This is a genomic window from Dietzia maris, from assembly GCF_014144855.1.
Taxonomy (GTDB): domain Bacteria; phylum Actinomycetota; class Actinomycetes; order Mycobacteriales; family Mycobacteriaceae; genus Dietzia; species Dietzia kunjamensis.
Map to the genome: position 1 here is coordinate 1 of NZ_JAALDN010000394.1, position 2,960 is coordinate 2,960.

Genomic DNA, 2,960 nt, shown 5'->3' on the forward strand with positions numbered 1-2,960 from the left:
AAGCGCCCACCACGGTGGTCGCCGAGCCGCGCAGACGGCCCGCGAGGCGACGTGCCACCAGGACGACGACCGCCCCCGCGGGCGACTGACGCACCCGGCCGCGGGCCGGCGGCACGGTCGGTTTGACCTGCTGTGCCGCCGGACCGTAACCTTGACAGGTCGCTCGTCGCGGCGCTATGTCGTGGCGCGAGGAGTCGCGCGACGGGATCGGGAACGGTTCCGGGGCCCGCGACCCTCGACCGACGCGAGTCGGCGAGCAAGAGAGAACACCGCACACCAGGTGTGGTCGCCCCAGGCGGCCGCACACCCGAGAAGCAAGGGGAAGCCCTCGATGTACGCGATCGTCAAGACCGGCGGCAAGCAGTACAAGGTCGCCGAAGGGGACCACGTCAAGGTCGAGAAGATCGAGGGCGAGGCCGGAACCTCCGTGTCGCTGTCCCCGATCCTCGTGGTCGACGGTTCGGCCGTCACCTCCGACGCCGACGCCCTGGCCAAGGTCACCGTCTCCGGCGAGATCGTCGAGCAGACCAAGGGACCGAAGATCCGGATCCACAAGTTCAAGAACAAGACCGGGTACCACAAGCGTCAGGGCCACCGTCAGAAGCTGACGGTCGTCAAGATCACCGGTATCAAGTAATCCATCTCCGGCCGCTCAGGCCACCAGCTCAGCGCCCTCGGGCGTGCTCCCTGAAGGAGGGACTCGGACATGGCAAGTAAGAAGGGCGCATCCAGCACCCGTAACGGTCGTGACTCCAACGCACAGCGCCTCGGCGTCAAGCGGTTCGGCGGCCAGGAGGTCAACGCCGGTGAGATCCTGGTGCGCCAGCGCGGCACCAAGTTCCACCCGGGCGTCAACGTCGGCCGTGGTGGCGACGACACCCTGTTCGCCCTCTCCGCCGGTGCGGTGGAGTTCGGCACCAAGCGCGGTCGCAAGACCGTGAACATCGTGCCGGCCGGCGCCGAGGCCTGAGCCTCCCAGCCGACCACTTTCATGAACAGCCCTCGGGGGCCGGGCGGGGTCGTCAAGACCTCACACCCGGCCCCCGAGAGTATTTGCACCACCCCGCCCGTCACCACCCGTCACCCGGAGGAGTCCCCACCATGTCGAGATTCATCGACCGCGTAGTGCTCCACCTCGCAGCGGGGGACGGCGGCCGCGGCTGCACCTCGGTGCACCGCGAGAAGTTCAAGCCCCTCGGCGGCCCCGACGGCGGCAACGGCGGGCACGGCGGCGACGTCGTCCTCGTCGTGGACCCCCAGGTCCACACCCTGCTCGACTTCCACTTCCGGCCCCACGCCCGCGCGGGCCGGGGCCAGCCGGGTATGGGCGCCAACCGCAACGGCGCCCAGGGCGCCGACCTCGTGTTGTCGGTGCCGCCCGGCACCGTCGTGCTCGACGAGGACGGCGAGGTGCTGGCCGACCTCACCGGCGTCGGCACCCGCTTCGTCGCCGCCGAGGGTGGCAAGGGCGGTCTGGGCAACGCCGCCCTGGCATCCCGGGCCCGCAAGGCCCCCGGCTTCGCGCTGCTCGGCGAGCCCGGCGAGGTCCGCGATCTCACGCTCGAGCTCAAGTCCATGGCCGACGTCGGACTGGTGGGCTTCCCGTCCGCCGGCAAGTCCTCCCTGGTCTCGGTTCTCTCGGCGGCCAAGCCCAAGATCGCCGACTACCCCTTCACCACCCTGGCACCCAACCTCGGCGTGGTCTCGGTCGGCGACGACACCTTCACCATCGCCGACGTCCCCGGCCTCATCCCCGGGGCCAGCGAGGGCCGGGGCCTGGGTCTGGACTTCCTGCGTCACATCGAGCGCACCGCCGTGCTGGCCCACGTGGTGGACTGCGCGAACCTCGAGTCCGACCGGGACCCGATCTCCGACGTGGACGCCCTCGAGGCCGAGCTCGCCGCCTACCGGTCCGAACTCACCGACGCCGGGATCGGCGACCTGGCAGACCGCCCCCGCGTGGTCGTGCTCAACAAGATCGACGTGCCCGACGCCGCCGACATGGCGGAGATGGTGCGCGAGCACTTCGAGGCCAAGGGGTGGCCGGTCTATGCGATCTCCGCGGTGGCCCACAAGGGGTTGGACGAGCTGCGGTACGGCCTGTACGAGTTGATCAAGGCCCACCGTAAGGCCAACCCGCCCGCCGCGCCCGAGCGGATCGTCATCCGCCCCAAGGCGGTGGACGTCGAGGAGTTCCGCGTCCGCCCGGATCCCGCCGACCGCGGCGCGTTCATCGTCACCGGGGCCAAGCCGGAGCGGTGGATCCGTCAGACCGAGTTCGACAACGACGAGGCCGTGGGCTTCCTCGCCGACCGGCTGGCCCGGATCGGGGTCGAGGAGGCGCTCATCAAGGCCGGCGCCACGGAGGGCTGCACCGTCACCATCGGTGACGTCTCGTTCGAGTGGGAGCCGCAGACCCCGGCCGGCGTCGACCTCATGCGCACCGGGCGTGGGACCGACATCCGGCTGGAGTCCGACGAGCGGATCGGCGCCACCGAGCGCAAGTACCGCAAGCGGGTGCGCCGCGGCCTGATCGACCCGGACGAGGAGATCCTGGAGTGACCACGGAGCGGGAGTTGCGCCGTCGTATCGGCGCGGCCCGCCGCGTGGTGGTTAAGATCGGCTCGTCGGCCATCACCAGTTTCCACGGCGGGATCCGGCGGGCCGAACTCGACGCACTCGCCGACGTCTGCCAGTCGCGGATGGCCGCGGGGTCGGACGTCTTCGTCGTCTCCTCCGGTGCGATCGGCGCCGGCATGGCGCCACTGGGGATGACCACCCGCCCCGGCACCCTGTCCGCGAAGCAGGCCGCGGCCAGCGTCGGACAGCTCGAGCTGGCGCGCGCGTGGGGCGACTCGTTCGCCCGCTTCGACCGGGTGGTGGGCCAGGTGCTGCTCACGGCCGCCGACATCGGGCGGCGGGACAGCGCCGCCAACGCCCAGCGGACCCTCGACCGCCTG

At 71.1% G+C, this 2,960-nt stretch carries 4 protein-coding genes; all 4 read left to right on the top strand.

The features are described 5' to 3' along the window. Positions 1-331 precede the first annotated feature (331 nt). Entirely contained in the window at positions 332-637 is a 306-nt protein-coding gene (gene rplU, locus G6024_RS12835; protein ID WP_067719729.1) for a 50S ribosomal protein L21, read from the top strand. A gap of 69 nt (positions 638-706) precedes the next feature. Continuing rightward, on the top strand, positions 707-970 hold the full coding sequence (gene rpmA, locus G6024_RS12840) for a 50S ribosomal protein L27 (protein ID WP_007626965.1): 264 nt from the start codon (positions 707-709) through the stop codon (positions 968-970). Positions 971-1,101: 131 nt separating this feature from the next. Further along, complete coding sequence (obgE, locus tag G6024_RS12845) at positions 1,102-2,562, top strand: GTPase ObgE (protein ID WP_067719726.1); 1,461 nt, start codon at positions 1,102-1,104, stop codon at positions 2,560-2,562. Continuing rightward, positions 2,559-2,960: amino acid kinase family protein (locus G6024_RS12850; protein WP_478213492.1), on the top strand; the 402-nt coding region annotated here is incomplete at its 3' end. The genes obgE and G6024_RS12850, both read left to right, overlap by 4 nt.

What these genes read in the sequence shown, in the direction of transcription:
- rpmA (WP_007626965.1), top strand. Translation starts at nt 707, where the DNA reads ATGGCAAGTAAGAAGGGCGCATCCAGCACCCGTAACGGTCGTGACTCC.
- rplU (WP_067719729.1), top strand. Translation starts at nt 332, where the DNA reads ATGTACGCGATCGTCAAGACCGGCGGCAAGCAGTACAAGGTCGCCGAA.
- obgE (WP_067719726.1), top strand. Translation starts at nt 1,102, where the DNA reads ATGTCGAGATTCATCGACCGCGTAGTGCTCCACCTCGCAGCGGGGGAC.